This is a genomic window from Paenibacillus sp. J2R1T-4, from assembly GCF_059692235.1.
On sequence record NZ_JCAUBA010000009.1, the window covers coordinates 210,336 to 229,459 of the forward strand.

The window sequence follows — 19,124 nt, forward strand, 5'->3', positions numbered from 1 at the left end:
CGATTCATGTCGCTTATTTAGAATAATTCTAGATAAGAATATTTTATGCCATATTATCCAATTTTGTCAATAGAACACGAAAACCCCCGCGGATGCGGGGGCATGTATGTTAATACCTGATTCCAAATCAATTAGTAATCAAATTCCGGTAAATATTGATCATTCGATTAGGATTATCCCAAGAGGTGCGGTACCCGAACAAATCGCTAATCTCTCTCAAATTGACCAGTACCCGGTTGTTCAGAATATTGAGGGAGGTGGAGATCGAGCGGATCTCATCCTCAGTGTTCATCTTATATCGGATTTCTTTGTGATCCAGATCAATCCTTACGTAAGTGGCACCGAAGGCTTTTAACAATTCATCCGCTGGTGACCATGTCTTGCCGTCAATAATGACAGGCTTGTGGGCTGTGAACTTAACTTCCTGATTGTCCACTAATACCCTGATAAAAGGTAAAGTTCGCGCTTGTGCTGCATTGGATAACAGGGTGATATGTCCGCGGTCCAGTTCCTCGATATCTTGAGGAGTCATGCCTACAATTTTACTAGTTCCTGGGGGAGGCGTTAAATGTATAGAATGTTTCTCTTTCATCATAGTCTGGAATTGCGATAGCTGGTCTTCCGTCAGATGTTTGAGATTAGTTCCTTTATATTGGGCTAGGAGTAGACCGATGCTCTCTGCGGCTAATGCACCGTTAGGTTGAATGCGCGTACTGCCAAAAGCAACATATGAGGAGCCGACTAATTTGCCTGTTAGAATGACATTGTCTGCATCCTTCAACAAATAGCTTCTAAGCGGCAGTCCGTATTTGTCCGGCTTCCCGATAGCAAAGCCCTCTCGGTTAGAGCGGGAGCCTTGAATGTCAATGAAATACCCGCCAACACTAACATTGTCCCAAAACATTCGACCGCCAAGCAGATCAGAGGCTTGAAGCACATATTCTGCCGGATAATGGTTATACTCACGAACATACAGGGATTGTGGATCCCCGTTCAGTTCCGCCTTCTCGAACCCGATAATGTGCTGACGAAGCAAGTCGCGGATATAAGGCATCTCTTCCTTGGCCACTTTCATAGCCGCTTCAATAGAATCCGGCTTGCTTGGGTCAACATCATACACCTGGAGAGCGTTGATAATGACCTCGCCGTCTTTTTGATGCAGGATATTAAGTCCGCGCAAATTGGCTTTATCCGGATTCTTCAGTTCATGCCGGGCGACTATAGGTGGGAAGCCATAAGCGATATTAGCGTCGACATACGTCTCAGGACCGTATAGTGTTGTGCGTTCCGGTTTGGTCAATTGCCAGAAGGATCCGTAAAACTTCTCCCAGTCCACACCTTTGAACTTCATCATATAGGTGGCACTCATATACTCTCGCTGCGGCGCGTGGTATAAGGATTCCAAGCCAGGCATCGGTTGAATTCCAAGTCGGCTAACGAGATGGGCGCTGTCTGTATTATCCACGAAATAGTCGGCTTCCAATTTCTTGGTCTTGCCGTCCTTCGTCTGATAAGTAATCGAGCGAATTTGCTTATGTTCCATTTCAATATTGGTAATTGCAGCGTTAACCTCTAATGGAATCCCGGTAATTAATTGATTGAAATAAGTGGTAAATTCCGTTAACTTACGGATCTCACCGCTGTAATACCTTTCGAACAGCTCCTTGATTGAGCCTTGGAGCAGCGACTTCCCTTGATCATCGAACGTTTCGTCCAAATAAAGCATCTCACCTTGAAGAAGTTGCCCGCCAATTTCAGATGAAGGCTCCAGGATCCCGACAGACAGACCAGAATCATGGGCTCTCTTGGCCAAATACATCCCCTCTAGCTCGGTTCCGACAACTAAGATGTCGTATTGCTTATCTATCCATGGGAAGAAGGAGTCCATTCCCTTGCTAAAGTAGCGGTAGCCCGCTAGCCCAGCAAGCAGAACGATCATGATGAACGTTAGGCGCAGGATCGTTTTTTTCACCCCAAATGTTACATCCCTTCAGTATAATAGTTGTCCTTATATATTTTACGTAGTTTCCCCGAAAATAGAAAGGAAATTTTATTACACCCATTGATATTTGTTACACAAATGAAATATTTCTGTCATAGAACTCTAATGTTCATGGGGTATGATAGTAAACAAGACCCCCTTTTAAAATATACTATGAGGACTTCCACCGATGGAGGTCCTCCTTTTTTTACATTCATGAAAATTATTAATTTTATATGAATGATGCTGAATGATGAAGGAACAGTGAGAAATCTTACACAATACGACAATTAGTGCATGCTATTGCAAGTTGATAAAGTCATTAATATATCCTATTATTGGTATTAGATTATAGTTCGCAAGGACTATGCAATAGGCGGATTTTACTAAAATACGAACCACTACAACTTGATATTGGCAAACTTTCCGAAAGGGAGGGACGCAAAGTTATGGGCCTAACGAGCATATCTATGGTTGCCAGACTGCCGGAATGTAGGACTCAAGCATCTACCTTTTGGTGATGTTTTTTTTGTGTGCATTATAAGAAAGCATAATTTCTAATACAACTATGAATCAGGGTGATAGTGTTCAATGTCTAGATTGTCCAATAAAGTTGGAGAGGTGGAATAAATGGCGAGCCATATATCAGAACGTGAACTGACCGAGTTGATTAATCAGTTGGAGCTTGATTCCGGGAAAAAGAAATTACCGCTTAACTACAAGCAGGATAACCTTTACGAATACGAAATCGCCAAAGACGGGTCTATTCATATTATTGATAATCAAATCTTTGTACAAGCTCCGAGCGGGACTGGAGATTATCCAATGATTCAAGCCAAAGATCCGGTTGTGCTTAGAGTCAATGGGAAAGAAGTGCACACAAAAGTAACTGTAACGGAATCCGATTTGATTGAATGGAGTATAAGAGAAACTCCAATGTTCGAGATCACCGTATCGGAGGATAAGCTCCAGGCTTTTTTTCATCTGAGGTCTAAGGAGCGGTATGATTGGCGCTTAACGAATCAACAAGCCTCCTCTGATATCACGGTCTCTGCATTTGAAGACACTACACGCCTCATAGATACAGTATTGTTACATGATGTTATAGCCTTGTTCCGAAAGAAATTAATCAAAAATCCAGACATTCCGGCTATCCAACAAGAGCTAGACGTATCCACTTATCAACCGGTACTCATCGCCAAAGGGAAGCCTGTTGTCCCGGCAGAGGACGCCCGATTGGAACTATATTTTACCGAGCAAGTGGAAAGTGTGTTTTCGGAAGTTGCAGGGGTTGTCGATTACCGGAATCATCTGAATATCCCCTCCGTGCAGAGAGGTGACGTCCTGGCCAAGAAAACTCCTGCCGTTCAAGGTATTCCCGGTTGCGACGTGTATGGAAGAGCCCTGATCCCGAATTCGCCCAAAGATATCATCATTGTGACCAAGTCAAGTGTTGAACTGAATTCCGAAGGAGAAATCGTTGCGCTCAGAGAAGGTAGGCCTCGAATTACCGGCAACAAAATCAAGACATTTGACATCTCTACTTCGTATATTGTTCCAGGGGATGTAGATATAGAGACCGGTCATATTTTCTTCTCTGGGGACGTCGTTGTCTATGGTGATGTAACGGACAATATGATTATTGAATCGCTCGGAAATGTGTATGTGTTCGGAAGTATATTCAATTGCACTATAACGGCAACGGGCAGTATTTATATCAAAGGCAATATGATTGGGTGCAAGGTGTATTCCGGTTATTTTGGCGTTATGTTCAATAGGTTGTACAGCAATGCCAAAATGTTGCGCGAGCAAATTAATAACCTTCTTTCTGCATCCAAGCTGCTCATGAATATTCTGGAGTCCAAAAACCAGGTTGTGCATTATGGGCAAATTATCGTCCTATTAATGGAAACGAAATTTAAACAAATTCCTTCTATTGTTAAAGAAATGCTTTTTGTCATCGCCAATGTGCAACAGATTAAAAAGCAGGATTTTCATGAATTGAAGCATATGCTGGAGTCGTTTCTGCAGCCTTCTACTCTACATGAGGTGGCAACGATCAGTGCACTCGAGAACTTTCATGCTTTGCTGCAGGAAACCCATCAAGAGGTAGCCAGAATGCAGGAAGTGAAGGTTCAGGTCAATATTATGCAGTGTCAGAACAGTGAGTTGAAATCCAATGGAGACATTGTTGTTTTACGTGAAGGGGTGCTTCTAAGCGATTTGTTCTCGTCAGGCAATATTGTGTTCAGAAATGATGCTTCCGTGTGCAGAGGAGCCAAGCTGGAGGCTGGGGGAAGTATAGATATCAAGACCGTAGGTGGACAAACCGGAGTCGCCACCGTATTGAAGGCTAAGAGACAAGTGAAAGTGAAGAAGATGTACGCAGGTAGAGTTTGTATTGATCGATATTGCAAAGATATTTTTGAGGTAGTAGAGAACATGACTTATGACAACAAGAGCGTGAAACAGTGACCAGAATTCATTGGATAGGCAAGAGAATGTGGTAGAAAGCGAGTGAGGAAATGCAATCTATACGTTCGAAATGGAGTCATTACGTTGGTTTTCGTGTGAACAGGAACATCTACAACAAGTCCGGAACACTGATCATCCCTGAGCAGGAGATACTCACTCAGAGGGAAATTGAATTGCTCGCTTATCATAGTATTTATCTTGAGGCAGAGGATCTAGATCATATCGCGCTCCGTCCGCTTATTGATTCCGCTATCTCTGAAGTGAAGGACTATTTTCGCAAGGTACGCCATTCCAATCAAATTCCGTATTCAGATGTTCGGGAGAAAATTATTCCTTTAATTATACAATTAAGCAGCCAGTCCAATTTAAGCGACGTGTTCAAGTATATGGAGTTACACGATGAATACACCTACAGGCATAGTATCAGTGTTTCGCTTATAGCAAGATTAATTGGCAGCGCCAAAGGATTCAATGAGCATGAGCAGGTTGAACTCACGATGGCTGGTTTCTTGCATGATATAGGGAAGGTTCGAGTACCGGATTCTATTCTTAATAAGCCTGGCAAGCTTACGAAAGAGGAGTTCGAGCAAGTGAAACAGCATACGATACATGGCTTTGACATTATTAGGAACAGCCCTGGCATACCGTATCGGCATGCGCTTGTTGCCTTGCAGCATCACGAACGGGAAGACGGCAGCGGGTATCCCTATGGTCTTAAATCACGCGAAATTGATGAGTATAGCAAAATTGTAGCGGTTGCTGACGTGTTCCATGCGATGATCTCCAGAAGAGTGTACAAAGAACCGGTTCCGTTCTATAAAGTACTGAAGGAAATGTCGGAGAATGCTTATGGTCTGCTTGAGCCTCGCACCACCTTGTGTTTTGTAAAAAAGATTATGGACATGCTGATCGGGAACAGAGTGAGGCTCTCCAATGGTGCGGTAGGGAAGATTATCCTGATACACCCTATTCATCCGGTGAGACCGCTGGTGGAAGTGAACGGGAAGTACTTGGATTTAAGCAAGGATTGTTCTATTTATATAGATCAGATCCTGTAAGGTATGGTTGGAGTTTGTTTGATGGATTTGGATTAATGTGAGCGCCCTGCTGGTTACAGCAGTGGCGCTTTTTTGGTTTTGTGAGTTTTTTGTCAGATTTCCTATTTATAATTAGTTATTGAGAACTGCAATGTAGAGCGTTTGTCCTAATACGATCATGCGACCAAAGAGAAGGGGATGAAAATTAGTAAGCAATAAGACCTAAATGATACAAAATGTGAATATATTATGAGGGTAAAATTACCTAGTTTATCTAGTTCTATCGGATTTTCGTGTGATATAATATCGAATGGTGTCGAATGGGATTGATAGAATTAAAGATTTTCCAATAGATTGAGAGTGCCCGCTGGGATGGTGAGTCATGCGGAGGAAGAGGGGGATTCGGAGGTTTTTATTGAAAAATCGGGAACTTAGATTGGCGATTTATCACACGATGCTTATATTGCGTTCCAAAATTTAAACCCACGTAGGGTAATTCCAGGTTTTTTTGCGTGACAATAGAGCTAAAGTAGGAGGTTGTTGGAGTGCTTAAAAGAAGGAATATAACAAAGAACATCGCTATCGTAGTTATGCTAATCCAGATTTTCTCCTTGCTGCCAAGTGGGTTTAGCAGGGAGGTACAAGCGGCGGGGGGAGATAAGGAGGTCTACGCAGGCCGAGCATTAATTGGGAATGCTTCCCACGGAGCCGAGAATGCAATGATAAACTTTCCAAGGCCATCAGGCGATGAGGGTCATACCGCTATTTCTGACGTTCCTGGCTTCAAGCTAACGGAGTGGAAATACCTGCGTCCCGATGCTAATTTTAGTGAAGGAAAAGTATTTATTGGCATGAAGAGGCAGCCAGGGGAGAAGTTGAACGGGTATGTTAAATTTGAGATCGATGTTGCGGATAACCCCCAGCTTAGTGAGCTTGCGCTAAGTCCGGATGCCCAAGTGAGGTTTGGTTATCAAGCATTGTTCTACTATGAAGGATTAACCTGGGAAAGATACAGCTCAATCAAGTTTATTATTGACGGCAGGATTGTCTTAGACGGTTTTGCAAGTAATGGGGATTTAGGAGCTGACAGTGGTAGCTCTTCCTTTAATACGGACTCCAAGATTGAGATTATAGTGGAGGGCGGAAGAAGGATTTTTGAAGATGGTGAGGCGGGTACCGGTGCAGCTGGTGTTTTCATCAAATTTGAAGATAAAACCCGACCCGTTCTAAAGGAATATACCTTTACCGGTAATGGAGCGGAAAGGAACAACCTGGTCAACCAAAAAGAACTGTTCGTCAAGCAAGACGAACATATTACACTTGCCTACAATTTCAGTGAACACGTCAAGCCATACTCGCTAAATACGAATTACTACGAGCATTTTACGAAGCATCCGCTGTTCGTAAATCCGGATAGAACTGGACTCCCTGCCGCAGGACAGCAGCAATACTTGAAAAACCTGACTTATAACGCCGGTAACTTGGGCTCGTTTCATAAAAGTGTCGTCTTCCAATATATAGGAAAGAAGTATCATCACAGCGGCAATCTACCCTTGAATCCGGATATAACCGGAACTTCTACAGGTAGCGCTCCTGTTGACAAAACGATGGAAGAGAAGTTGGAGGAAGCTACATTCGTCGACGGGGCGGGCAATATAGCCACCATTCAGCTTCCAGGCAAGGCGAGCACTTCCAGCAACAATCATCTAGTAGGCGATACCGTCAATCCTTTTGACTATCAAAATGGGGGGTACCGTGTAATTATTGATGCGGTGGCGCCTAAGTATACGAAGGGCGGCAATGGGATTCAACCGGAAATATTAACCGGAGTCACCTTAAACAAAGATGACACGATTGATTTCACTGTGCAGTTGACAGAAGAAGCGATTGTTAAGGACGCATGGAAATTAAAATTAGATAAGACTTTTCTGCTTTTTAACAATGGAATGAAAGCCTACTATGTTACGGGCACCAATACACAGACTTGGAAATTCCAAATGAAAATTCCAGACGGCGTAAACGTTGAGGCACCGCTTCTGAAGGTCGTTGCGTTATCCCACGATGACAAAGCCGGAGCGCCTGACACCAACGTTCTGCAGGATTACGCAGGGAATATGCTGATTCAGCCGGCAAATTATGAAGGCATTCACGTGGACGGAGACCAGTCCAACGTCAACTCGAAAATCGACTGGGCCACTCTCTCGATAGACAACACGAAGCCTGTGATCGGCTTCCGCTATGAGAATGGTGGAGCGAGCAGCTCGACCTACCAGAAAAACGGGAAAATTACGATCGATGCAAACGATCCGGTCTTAAAGGTGCCGGCTCTCGATCCGGTGGGAAGCGGGACAGATCGGCCGAGCAAAGGGATATATCGCCCTTCCAATATGACAGGGCCTTCAGCGCCGTCTGTCGGGCTAGTTTATTACATATGGAGTAAGAGCACAGCTGACCCTTTCGCTAAGAAAGGCGACGATCATTATGCAGCGCTCAAAAGGTACTCCCTTACAGCCAAGCAGCCCAGGACGGACCTATATCCGACAGAAACAGAGTTTGCCGAGCTCAACCTGCAGGTCGTTAACAACAAGACGAATATGCTTGCCCCGCCTCCTCAAGCTTTGACGGACGAGAACAGCGGCGAATGGTATTTGCACACATGGACGGCGGATATGACGTGGGACTCGGCGAGAGAGCTGATGCAATATGAGAAGATGCAGAGCTATATCCAGAATAATCAGACTCAATATGATATATGGATTGATGAAGCACCAGGGTCTGAAGCAGATAAGAAGTTTTACGCCGACAACAAAGCTCTCGGAGAAGTGGGTAAATATGAAGTATGGCCTTTATCCGATTTCAAAAAGGACGATTCCAACTGGACTTATCAGGTAGGCACTATGAAGCTGGACAATCGGGCACCAATCGTAACGATGGGCGACATCCGAGATAACCAGACGGCTAACGCTCAAGTATCAGCGACGGTCGTAGATGTACATAGCGGGATTGACTCCGTGCAATACAAATGGGTCAAGGACGGGAACGATCCGGAGGAAGCGATTTGGCTGGATACAGCACTAGTAGTTGACAAACTGACCGCCAACACCTTGAATGACATTTTTGAAGACGGCAGTTATTCGTTTTATGTCAAATCCGTTGATAAAGCAGGCAATGAGCGTATTGCCAAGAAGGAAGAGCCTGTAATCGTCAACTCGGAAAGTCGCGTCCGCGCAAGATTCGAGCCTGAAGCGGATCCGAAATATGTCAAAAGCCATGATGTCTTATTCCATATCAGCGGGCTCAACCCCCAAAGCTTGAACACGGTGACGTCGGTGACCTATGCCACATACGCACCGCAGTCGGTGACTCAAGCGACTTACTCGCCGCTGGATGCCTATGTAAAATATGCTTTCAGCACCAGCACCATACGTCCATCCGAGGATTCGGATTTCATAGAGCTTACAGCTTACGCCGAGAACGGGCAGAACGGGGAACAAAGCTACTTGATCCCGGCGGACTCAACGAAAAACGGCTTGCAATATGTTCATATTAAGGCCAAGGAAGCTGGAGCAGAGCGGTACTACTATTACTCGAAAGCCTATTATTTCGATAATTCGCCCCCAACCATAACGTACAGCAAACATGGGGTTGCTTATCCGATGCCTGCTCACGAAGTGATCGTTACGGTTACGGAGCCATACAGCACGGATGGGGTTACGAAAGAGTACATGTGGGTCAAAGCCGATGAAGCGGCGCCTTCAGAAGGCTCAGCAGCTTGGATCCCTCTGCTTGCTAACGGAAAGGTAGTCATTGACAACGCAGCTCTTCAAGTTGGAGAAGTCGTAGATTACAAGTTATATGTGAAAGCAAAGGATGGAGCTGGAAACAGCATCATCGGCAGCACTACGAACAGCTTCAAGATTTCCAAAGCAGGAGCAGTAGATACGCCCCCTGCACCATCGAAATCGGATTTGATCTATTTATACGGTGATACGGAGGACGGATATACAGCGATCGTGAAGCTTGGTCTCGAAACGGAAGATAAAGAAGGCTACGAATTCTCGATTTCTCCGGATAGCGGTGCCAGCTGGATGAAATGGCGGCCATATACGAATTTTGCAGCAGTATCGGTTCCTACCAATCAGGCAAATGCTCTGCAAATTCAAGTCAAATATAGGACTCCTGGTGGAGTCATCAGTGAGCCAAAGGCGTTGGACATTGCTGCTCTCTCTTCGGAGGAGCCGGTTTATGCGCTGGCAACGCACAGTACTTTGAAGCCGGTTAGCCCTGATCAGGGGGTAGACATCGATGTTGTTCTCCCTCTTGGTATTAGAGTAGTGCCATCGGCTGCAAATCCATCTGCTCCTGTTCGCAGCGGGAACAAGTTTACGGTGAAGCAGAACGGAACTTATACGTTTGATTTAACGGATGCAGCCGATCCGGATCGCAAGGATACGCTGTTCGTCGTAGTCAAAAATGTAGACGCGACTTCGCCATTAGGCAGTATTACGTACTTGAATACGGAAAATACGAACGGGAATATATCTGTACAGCTAAGTGATCTTACCGAGCCTGTCCGGATCACCAATAATAACGGACGGTCGATCTATACGTTTACGGAAAATGGGACTTTCACATTTGAATTTATGGACGAAGCGGGCAATACCGGAACCGCAACGGCCTCTGTGAACAATATCGACAAGGAAGGGCCAAAAGTCAAAGTTGTACGCTCCTACCAATATGGGGAGAACAACAGCAAAACCTTCGCCACGATCAAGGATGACAACGGCAATGTGCTGTACTCGTCCGGAGTAACCCTCGAGGTGCAAGCTGTTGATGAAGCATCCAGGGATTTTCGAGTATTGGGCGGGGAGCCTGTCGTTACGATGCAGCGCAATGGAGTCGTTTCCTTCATCGTTACCGATTCTGTCGGGAATACGACCTCTATTGAAGAAGAGATTACTACTATTATTTCTGCAAGGCCTAAAGCAGAAGCTGTAACGTACACCTTTGTAGATGAAGCGGGTAATCCGGTTCCGGATGAGCAAATTGTGACAATTGACGGACAGCCATACGCTAGGGGCAAAGTGCAAGTGTCATTAAATGGTCGAACGGAAACGATGAAGAACAAAGTGTTCTCCGGGGTTGTGCCGCTTGGAGGAAACGGACAGTACACGAATCAAATCAGCGAGCCTGACGGATCGTTTACCTATTCTCGAATTTATTCTTCTGAAGGCTCAAGCACTCTGGCTGTATCGGATTTGCTAGGAAATGTGAACAAGGTGCCGATCAAGGTCAAGGGGATCGATAATATTGCGCCGGAAATTCGGTTGAATTCATCTGTGGTTGCGATCGCCCAGAACAAGCCGGACTTCGACTTCCGTAAGGATCTTGGCGGATATATCGTATCCGACAATGTTTCCAAGGCGGAGCATATAACGGTGTCCATCAGCGAGCTGGATTTGTCAAAGCTTGGCCGTCAGCGGGTGATCTACACAGTATTGGATCAAGTCGGGAATACGACGACGGTTACGCAGGATGTCATCGTTGTGAGCGGGGATGGCATGCTTATCTTTGCAAACGATGTGCTTATTTCTTCATCCAGCGGGGAGACCGCTTTGTTCGACCGGAGTACGCTGACCTTCAAAATCGTCAGACATAACGTTATGGATGTGAATGGACAGGACATGATCAACGAATGGGGAACCTTCGACTTGATCTACTATTCGGGTCTGTATCGCGAAGGCCAAATGAAGACCATCGTGGAGCGAACGACTTTGAAGAATTTGCTGGACGGACAATTCGCCGTTACGTTCCCGCAAGCCGGCTGGTACACGATCATCGTAAGAAACCAGGAGCGGGAGCGGGAGTTCGCAATGTTCTTTATCGGAAAGCTGGATTAACGAATGATTCGTCAGGTTAAGGACAGGAGGCACTTCCATTGAAGCTGATCAAAAAAGCGCTGGCGCTTACGCTGGCATTCCTATTACTGTTAGGCTCGATTACCGGCATCACAACCGCTGTTGCGGCTCAAGTCAGCTCGCCCGAGGTGACCGTGCTAGAAAATGAACTCATTAAAGTTACAGTAGACAATGCAACCGGCCGCTTCGGCATCCGAACGGTGGAGGGACAGCCGATCCGTAAAAAAGATCAAAACGTGAATATGCTGTTCCAGGGAGACAATCCGGAAACGTCGTTTACGACGTTCCGGATCAATGGAACCGATTATATTTTCGGAAATCCGTATAAATTCGGCGTCAACTTCTTTTCGGAAATTACAAAGCCTCGAATCGTGGAGAACGCCAACGGAACGAAGCAGATTGAGACGATTTGGAAAATCGAAGGTGTTGAGATTAAGCAAGTATTAATGCTTTATTCCAATGCTTCGGATAAGCAAAATGCAGGGAATGTTAATATTCGCTATGAGGTTTTTAACCGGAACGGTGCACAGGTGATGCTCGGCACCCGGATTTTGCTGGACACGATGGTGGCCGGAAATGACGGACCTGCGTTCCAAATCGGGACGGCTTATAAAGCTCCTCTGATGGTGGAAAGAAAGCTGGTGCATAACCCGGAGGACGATCCGAATATTTCGGAAGAAGATCGAGCCTATTATAAGTTGCCTCCTTATTGGGTAATGCGGGATAAGCTGGATTTATCGAATCCTCTTGCTACGAATGTAATCGCTTATGGGTTTAACAATTTTGCCGAGAACAACATTCATACTGTGGAAGAAATGATCGTTGGGCATTGGAACAGCTTGGCCAATACGAAGTTTGATTATATGCCAAACGGAAACCTTGATTTTACAAGAGACACGAATGATTACGGATCTGCCGATTCCGCCGTTGCCTTCTACTGGCAGCCCAAGGCATTGGCCGCTCAGTCGTTCCAATCCTTTGAAACGGTTTACGGCCTAGGGGAAATCATCGAGCCGGATAAGGTGTTCTCGATCCGTTATATCGATCCGCCCCAGCAGCTTGCGACATTGGAAGACAACAGCGGGTATGCAAATGAAGGCATCTTCGATATCACCGCCGATATCGAGAATCTCCCTATGTTCGATATGGAGCATACCAGAATCGATGCGGAGCTTACCTTGGAAAGTGGACTTAGCTTCGTAAAACTGGACGAAGCCGAAAGGATTGTGCGGGATACAGACGGCAAGGTACAGCTGGAAGAGTTCCGCAGCAAGGAGCTGGAGTTCCGAAAACCGGCAACACCGGATGAGGCGGCTCAGGGAATTCAACCCCCATTTAAGCCGGGTGATACGATCACCGTAAAGTTCAAGGTGCAGGCAAAAGGCAAACCATGGCCTACTACCAAGGAATACAATATAACCGCAAGAAGCCCGCAAACTCGGAGCAAGATCGAAGGTCTTGAGGACGAAGGAATTAAAGCCCAGTATGAATCGAGCAAGGCGAATTTCATCATGCTGCCGCCAATCGGGCAAGCTTCGGCTACATATGCTTATGGGCTAGCTCCCAAAGAGCTGTTCAGCAGCGACGTGAAATATATCACCGTCAATATGACGAATATTGATGCTTACAACACGGGAAATGCAACTAGCGATCCAAACTTCGATGTTTACCTTAAGGAGGTCAATTCCGGTGCCCGCTACAAGGTGCCAGTGAAAGAATCAGTCCTGCTTCAACCGACAGATGACGGCTTCTCGGGAGATATGCGCATTACATACCGGGGCGGGGATCAGGTTAATGAAAATGGAGACCCGATCGAAGGCAAAACTGGCCTTGGCCCTGAGCTCCCGTTAGGAGAATACAAGGTCGAGATTGACTACAAAGGAGACGCCGGCGGGGACGAGGAAATCGCTGCGCTGTTCGATATTACAACGTCACAAACGTTCCTCGTGACCGATAACGAGGAATCCCGGATTCGGGAAGCAAGCATCCTGGCGATTTATAAGCAGGTAGTCGATCTAAGAAACATAACCGAAAGCAGGCTGGAGGAGATTAACGAGTCGTTCCCAGGCAAGCCTTTTGAATCGGTGCTGGACTTGGGAGCTGCTAAAATCGTTTATAAAAGTCTTAAGCAATATGTCTCAATTGCAAGCAAGGCGGTCGATCCGGAATTTGACACTGCCGAATTTTTGGATGAAGACGCTTTGGAAGAGGTACCGGCTTATGCGTACGAGTTATTCGGGTCGGATGAGGAAATGGATAAGTTTTTCAAGGACGAGGACAAGGAACAGCTAGTCGTCGTTCGGGGGATGATTAAGCAGGTCGGCACAGGGGACGACATGCAGGTCGTTGTGGATACAAGCACCGAGCCGGCTATCATTAATGACGCTGTAGCCTACAAAGGTAAGGATATGGTGTTTGCACAAGGAAAATTAGACATTTTCGATATGGAAAACCAAAGAGGTTATAATACGATGCCATTTTTCGATACCCTGTTTGTTAAGGGGGACGGAACATTAAGCGTTGCGAACAGCGGCTTCGTATTCCATAAAGGGGAATGGACGCTCGATTTCTTCAACGGCTTCGACAAGGCGCTTGGTGAAGATTACGTGATCGAGAATGAAACATTCCCGGACAGTGGCGGCAATGAGGAAGACGACAGCTTAAACGGTACGATTAGCTGGGCTGTCGGAGCGCTCGGCGACAGATTGAACCCGCTTCGTCAGCTGATGATTTCGCATATTTATTTCAACAAGCACAGCTTGTTCTCATCTTCAATTTTTAATTTCGACGGCTTTGGCATTTCGTTTAACGATTTTATTTTAAGGCCGGGCGGCATCTCCTTCGGGGGCAAAATTTCCTTGAAGGTCATTGAAGCCGAAGTGCGCAACGTCATTTTTAACGATAAAGGCTTTGTTGGCATTGATGCGGCGCTCAAATTTGACCTGAATGAGGAATTGGGATTATTCGGACCCAAAGAAGAGGCCGAGAAATCAGAGGAAGCGGAAGAGCCGAAGAAGCCAAGCGGTGAGATTACGGTTGTTCACTATGTTCAGGATGTAGAGGGCGTTTCCAATCGTTATGGAATCAAGTTCGAAGCTCAGCTCAAAAATATGCTGGAAATCAAGGCGGAGCTTGCCTTCAAGAAGGTCGCTGACGGTCGCATATTGCCCGATGTAATCGCATTTGGCACGACTCTAGGGAAGCCGGGAGTCCTTATTACCGGGGCTACATATTTGCAGGCTATTCGGGGGGCGGTTCGCGAGCTGGCCGATACGATTGCTGGAGGCACGAAGGACGATCCGTTCCCGCTAGTCATTCAAGCTGGTGTCGACCTCAGATTCGGTATTGCGCCTGCTTATCACTTCGGGGCCATCGATCTCACGCTGAAACGGACGGGAATCGCCATCCTTGGGAAGCTGGATTTCTCTACAAAAGCAGAGCCGGAAGACGATGATTTGCTTCCGATGATTACGATGGCGCTTCTGGAAGCCCAATGGGTAACCCCTTGGTTCGTTCGACTCCAAGCGGAAGTAGACATAGGCGGCTGGGACCTTATTATCGGGAAAGCCGGTATATTTGTCGGGCAAAATCTCGAGAAAAACCGAATCGATTTTGAAGGCTATATCGGTGCGAAGGTGCAAATTCCAGGCGATGTGCCGGTTGTCGGCGGCATGCCGTTAGCCAGTGTGTTCTTTGGAGTTAATAACGATAAAATCTGGGGCAGCGTCGGCATCCTGTTCATTACCTTAGGCGTTACCTATTATTGGGGCGGTGGTGTCGAATTTGGCACCTCGGACGAAGGGTTGCCTGAAGGATTCCTCCATATGGTCGTCGAGGATCCGGAGCGCGGGCCTCAGCTGCTTGTGATTGGGCAAGGGATGAAGACAGTCGCTACCTCCTGGATCGATGCAGAGAAGGAAACTCACGAGGTGGTCTATCATCAGGTTGCAGACGGCATTAGCGTGCGGGATAACGGTTCTATGAGCGTCGGGATCGGAGGAATTACCGTTTCCAATAGCGGTAGAGTGCACGAAATTCCGATGGAGGGCGTAACCGGAAATGCGATCATCGAGATGGAGTATGTAGAGAAGGACATGCCGAGCTTTACACTGAAGGACACAGCAGGAAGGCCTTATCCAATTGTATTCGACAATACGAACACGAATCCGTCGGCAAATGCGTTCACGCAGCATATTCCGGCAGGGCCATCGACCGACATGGTGGATGTGCGCAAGGCGTACATCATCATTCCCGAGGATCGGTTGAAGGATGGAGGAACATGGACCTTGACCGCGCTTTCTGCAGTGGAGACGCGATTGATCAACGTTCCGACCACTTCGAAGCTGACCGATGTAAGCCTGGCACCTAGTGGAGCGGATGCGAATCAATTTACAGCTTCCTGGTCTGTAGAGCATGCAGGAGCGGGGGACACGATCAGCTTGTATCTTACGAAGGAAGCCGTTTCCTCAACCAAATCCTTAACGGCAAATGGGCAGGAAGTGCTGGAGCCGGGCGAACCGGGCCTTCTCATCGCCAAGGATCTTCAGGTCGACAACAACGGCGTCGTAACCGGAAACGTAACGAACGGCAGTGCGGTCATCGACGTAACCCGGGTGTCTATGCTTGGAGACGAGGAGGATATCCGCGGACTGCTGCAGCAAGGTGATTATTATCTGCGCGCAGAGCTTAAGTCTGATGCTTCCTTCGGGACGAAGACTTCAGCGCAGAAGTTTGAAATTGTCGATCCGCTTGCTCCGCAGGAGATCAGTGAGGTAAGCATAGAGCCTGCCGGTAATGGATTATTTAAGCTTTCCTTCAAATCAGCGGCTAAGAAGCCGGGTCACGATAACTTCGAGCACAGCTTCAAAATCGAGGCGCTTAGGGAGCAAAGCGGCAAGCTCGATGCTTACTCTAATTTTGGAGAACAATTGTTTACTGAAGCAGAGCTTATACAATATTGGAATGCCGACTCTGGTAGATATGAAGGTATTGTTCTAGGGGGCTGGTCCGCAGCGACAACGTCGGATGAAATTAACCCGAACAGCCTTGAAGGAACTCCGGTCGACAAGAACACAGCTCAATATATCGGACTAGAGGTTGGTCATGAGTACGTCATTGGAGTTACGGCGGTAACAAAACCGACCAAACAAGCAGATAAGAATGAGAACTACCATTATGCCGGAAGAACGGACAGCACCTTGACGCTTCTGCCTGTGCCAGCTAAACCAGGGCTGGCGAGAATAGCTACAGTTAATTCGGCTCCTGCCGCATATGCACCCAAAATGGAGCTGCTGACCAATCAGGCGCAGCAAACGATCGAGCTTGTATCCGATCAGAACGACATCGAGGTAGAGGCTTACTACTCCGAGGAAATGATTGGCAAAGTTAGCCTTACAAATGATGGATCACACAGTCAAGGTACACTGCAATTGAATCAATTTCAAACCGACGGAACTTATGCGATCGAGCTTAGGGCGAGAAACACGAAGACTAAGGACCTTTCGGTTACTATGCTTTACTTGAAGCTGGATCAAATTGCGCCGATCTTATACTTGGATGAGCCGGTTTCCGGAAGTCGGACCATGGATGGGAAAGTATCTTTGAAGGGTACGACAACTAATGATGCGGTTCTTACGGTCCAAGAGCTACTTACTCTTCCAGACGGAACGGAGCAAAAGGTAAAAGAAACCGTGCTTGCCGTAGCGGATAATGGACAATTTGCTGGAGAAGTGTCTGTGAAATCTGCAGATCCGAATGTCAAGCTAAGAATCGTCGCACGCGACGGTGCAGGCAATGAAAATTCGGCATCGGTGGTCCTTACTAACGACCGGTTCGACGCGCCCGTCGCTTTGATCCTGAGAAAGCTTCCTGTATTTGAACTGAAGGCTGACGGCAGTGAAAGCGGCAGCCGGCAAATTGAAGCGTTCCTTCGCATGGCAGACGGGAAGGATGCGAATGGAAAGGCGAAATTCAAGGAAGTAATCATGTCCGCTGAGGAAAAGAAAAATCTGAGCTATAACATTGCGATGGGCGATGCAGTTGAGCTCGCTGAGGATGGAACGGTTACCGGGATTGCGGCCGGTGCAAGCGTTATTCAAGCAAACTACCGAATATCCAGCGATGTAGCCCTTCAAGCAATGGTTGTGGCATCGGCAGAGCTTCCGATGCAAGAAGCGTTAGACAGTATTGCGGCTTCTATTGCCGTCATACCGGGTAACAGTGGACGTACAAAGGTAATCGTCAACGATGCTGGAAAAATGCTTGGCCATCAGCTTGCATACAAGGTATTTTCGGGAGGAGCTAATGTTGTACTGCCTGAATTCAAGGAGCCAATCAGCTCGTGGAGCCTTCTTCCTTACAACGGAGAAATTGCTGCGAACTCAGGTGATACGATTGTTGTAGCCAAGAGAACGTCAGGTGACAAACTGGCTGTGGCTAGGTCCGGCAGACTCACCGCTAATGTATGGTCTCCGGTATTTCCCGGTGGCGGATTCGCAGGAGGAATACTGAATCCTCCGGCGAAGCCAGGAGAGCTGACGGTTAATGATGTTCCTTTAAAAGCCGAAATGTCCGAGGATGCTTTAATCGCCCATATTACGGCTGAGGATGCAGAGGCTTTGGATCAGAAAGACATCATTATTACTTCCCAAAATAAGTCGTTCCGCTCTTATACATTCCGCATTGATAAAGAAGTCGCACAGCAGGTCGTGAGTCAGAATAAAACGATTCAGATCGATCTACCTACGGGCAAGGTAGTGTTGACCCCGGATCTGCTCGCAGGAATGGATCAAGATTTGGAAATAAGAATTGTGCCAAACAACGAGCAAGCCATAGATGCGATGAAGAATATCACCGCCGACGTGGATGCCTCCCTATTGGCTGCAGGGCAGGGCTTTACTATGGAAACGAATATTCCGGAGTCGAACTGGAGCTCTTATGTTGCTGCAAAAATTCCAGTGCCTGATTCGATTCAGGTGAGCGATATAACAGCAGTCGTACTGCAAGGTCCGGACGGACAATGGACGACGCTGCCATGGAAGTTGGATCTTGTAGACAACAAAGCTTATGTTGACGTGAGTCTGACGGGACAAGGCAACCTCTTCTTCGTCAGAAATACAAAGAGCTTTGGAGATGTCGAGGATGATTTCTGGGGTAAGCAAAGCATCAAGGATGCATCGGCTAAGCTGTTCGTGTTAGGGAAGGGCCCTGACCAATTCGAGCCGGAAAGCCAAATCACGAGAGCTGAATATCCAACCATATTGCTTCGTGTAGCCGGGTTGATGAATAAGAATGCAGCTGCAAACTTTACGGACGTCGGTTCGAACGACTGGTATAACCGCAGTGTATCGATTGCGGCACAAATGGGCATTGTGAACGGTTTGGAGGACGGTACGTACGCCCCTCAAGCTACGCTTTCCAGAGCGGAAGCGATGACGATGGTCGGAAGACTGCTGAATGTGCTTGGTTTGGCGGAGGACATCTCGGATCAGGAGACAGACCGCATCCTCAGCGCATATAACGACAAGGATTCGCTCCCGGAATGGGCGAGGAAGCCAGCGGCACTGAGCATTAAGAACGGCATTATCCAAGGGGACGACAATCATAATATGAATCCGTCCGATGCTCTGAACCGTACACAGGCTGCGGCCATCGCTGTAAGGCTTGATCAATGGATCACAGCAGGGAACCGATAATCAATTGAGGCGGTGTGGA

General features: G+C 47.0%; 5 protein-coding genes and 1 riboswitch. Of the genes, 4 read left to right on the forward strand and 1 reads right to left on the reverse strand.

The window, feature by feature from the left end; genetic code table 11:
• Nucleotides 1-127: 127 nt before the first annotated feature.
• On the reverse strand, nt 128-1,972 hold the full coding sequence (locus tag AC58QD_RS17105) for an FAD-dependent oxidoreductase (RefSeq protein WP_497335363.1): 1,845 nt from the start codon (nt 1,970-1,972) through the stop codon (nt 128-130).
• Nucleotides 1,973-2,387: 415 nt separating this feature from the next.
• Nucleotides 2,388-2,471: riboswitch (cyclic di-GMP riboswitch) on the forward strand.
• Nucleotides 2,472-2,611: 140 nt separating this feature from the next.
• Between AC58QD_RS17105 and AC58QD_RS17110 the strand changes: the two genes are divergently transcribed.
• The 4 genes from AC58QD_RS17110 (at nt 2,612) to AC58QD_RS17125 (ending at nt 19,105) form a co-directional block, all read left to right on the forward strand.
• Nucleotides 2,612-4,456, forward strand: a complete 1,845-nt coding sequence (locus AC58QD_RS17110) for a flagellar assembly protein A (protein WP_497335365.1) — start codon at nt 2,612-2,614, stop codon at nt 4,454-4,456.
• 50 nt (nt 4,457-4,506) lie between these two features.
• Nucleotides 4,507-5,514 (forward strand): HD-GYP domain-containing protein, encoded by a 1,008-nt coding sequence (locus AC58QD_RS17115; RefSeq protein ID WP_497335367.1) that lies wholly within the window; start codon nt 4,507-4,509, stop codon nt 5,512-5,514.
• Between the two features lie 524 nt (nt 5,515-6,038).
• Entirely contained in the window at nt 6,039-11,393 is a 5,355-nt protein-coding gene (locus AC58QD_RS17120; protein WP_497335369.1) for a hypothetical protein, read from the forward strand.
• A gap of 38 nt (nt 11,394-11,431) precedes the next feature.
• A complete protein-coding gene (locus AC58QD_RS17125) occupies nt 11,432-19,105 on the forward strand; it encodes an S-layer homology domain-containing protein (RefSeq protein ID WP_497335371.1) in 7,674 nt (2,557 codons plus the stop codon).
• The last annotated feature ends 19 nt before the right edge of the window (nt 19,106-19,124 follow it).

Bases quoted from the DNA above. Each gene is read 5' to 3' on its own strand.
- AC58QD_RS17110 (WP_497335365.1), top strand. From the start codon at position 2,612: ATGGCGAGCCATATATCAGAACGTGAACTGACCGAGTTGATTAATCAG.
- AC58QD_RS17115 (WP_497335367.1), top strand. From the start codon at position 4,507: ATGCAATCTATACGTTCGAAATGGAGTCATTACGTTGGTTTTCGTGTG.